This is a genomic window from Amycolatopsis rhizosphaerae (assembly GCF_007713715.1).
Classification (GTDB): Bacteria; Actinomycetota; Actinomycetes; order Mycobacteriales; family Pseudonocardiaceae; genus Amycolatopsis_E; species Amycolatopsis_E rhizosphaerae.
The window spans coordinates 1-1,561 of record NZ_VJWX01000817.1 but is presented as its reverse complement, the minus strand read 5'-3'; the positions used below and the strand labels follow the sequence as shown (position 1 = coordinate 1,561).

General features: G+C 68.9%; 2 protein-coding genes. Both read right to left on the bottom strand.

Annotated features, from left to right (window positions below; genetic code table 11):
* On the bottom strand, nt 1–1,153 hold a 1,153-nt coding region (locus FNH05_RS37135; protein WP_425458535.1), incomplete at its 3' end, for a WXG100 family type VII secretion target.
* A gap of 9 nt (nt 1,154–1,162) precedes the next feature.
* On the bottom strand, nt 1,163–1,492 hold the full coding sequence (locus FNH05_RS37130) for a WXG100 family type VII secretion target (RefSeq protein WP_144593500.1): 330 nt from the start codon (nt 1,490–1,492) through the stop codon (nt 1,163–1,165).
* Nucleotides 1,493–1,561: the final 69 nt, after the last annotated feature.

Below are 1,561 nucleotides of genomic sequence, written 5' to 3'. Positions count from 1 at the left end.
GTGTGGGTGTTTCGGTTTCCGCGGGCTCGTCCGGTGTGGGTCCGGGTTCGTCGCCCGACGGTGATTCCGGCGAATCGGGAGTGGATTCGGCCGGAGAGGACGTCTCCGTCCGATCCGGACTGTCCGTTATGGACATCGAGCCCTCGTTCGCCTGCGCGGAATCGGGACGTGGCGCCGCCGCGTCGGCGTGGTCGAGGTTGCCGTTGAGCTGGTCGAGTTTCTTCAGTTCCTGGAAGTGTTCCTTCCCCGCGCCCACCGCCGCGCCCGCGGCCCCGCTGGCCGCGCCCGTCAGCACGTCACCGGCGCTTAGGTTGCCGAGCTCCCCGGTCACCGCGGCCTGGCCGACGGTGGTGGCGACCCCCTCGACCGCGCCCTGCACGGTCTTGCCGACGACGCCGAGGTCGCCACCGTGCGACTTGAGCTTGCCGGTCAGCCCTCCGGTGACCGAGCCGACCGCGCCCTGCACCGCGCCGCCGACCGCGCTGTCGGTGGTCTTGCTCCAGTCCCACTCCTTGCGGTCGCCCTGCAGCACCTGCAGACCCTGGATGCCGACGTCCATCGCCAGGTTCATGCCGACGTTCTTCAGTACCTCTCCGGCGATCTTCTTCAGGCCCTTCTTGAGCAGCTGTTCCAGCAGCTCCTTGGCGAGCTGCTTGAAACCCTGCTGGGCCAGCTTCTGCAGCAGCTGCCGGAACAACTGCTGGACCACCACCCTGGTGGCGATCTGTGCCGGCACGATTCCCGCGGTGGACGCGCCGAAGGTGGCGAACGCGGCCGCGACCATCGACGCGATCTGGACGGCCAGGATGATCAACGAGATGATGATCATGTACTTCGTGTACTCGACGTCCAGCGCCGTCTGTTCACACGCGTTGCCGAGCGCGGCGGAGGCGTCGGTCAGCGCCTTGAAGTACGCGTCGTCGCCCATGACGAACTTCTGCCACTGCTCGTCGACGGCCAGCGCGCCCTGCCCGGTCCAGTTCGCGAGCGCGCCCGACACCGCGTTCGTGCCCGTCTGCACGACCGGTTGCAGTGCGCTCGAAGCCTGGTGCCACGCCTCGGCGAGCAGGCGCAGCTTGTCCTCGTCGCCCTCGGGCCAGCTTTCCCCCACCACGATGGGCAGCAGCCACTGGACCGCCTCGGGCATCTCCATACCCACGGGCTATTGCCCCTTCTGCAGTACGGTCCGGACCTGACCGTCCGCCCCGGAGTACTGCTCCATGGCGGCGGCGATGTTTTCGTACAGCGAGGTGAGCGCTTCGGTGAGTGAACCGAATGCCTCGGTGGCGCCCTTGGCGCCGGGCACGTAGTCCTTGGCGAACTCCTTGCCGGATTCGTCGTCGCCCCAGCACTCGCCCTGCGCCGCCAGCGCGCTGCCCAGCGCCTGGCCCGCCTCCCGCAACTGGTCCGCCGCGTCACGCAGACCCCTCGCGGAGGACAGCACCGCGTCCGGGTCGGTGGTGAAACCGCCCGATTCCTTCCGTGCGCTCACCCGTTACCGCCGGGTTTCCAGCCAGCTGGCCGGCGGCTCTTCGTCCTCTTCGTCGGCGGGACGCGGCCG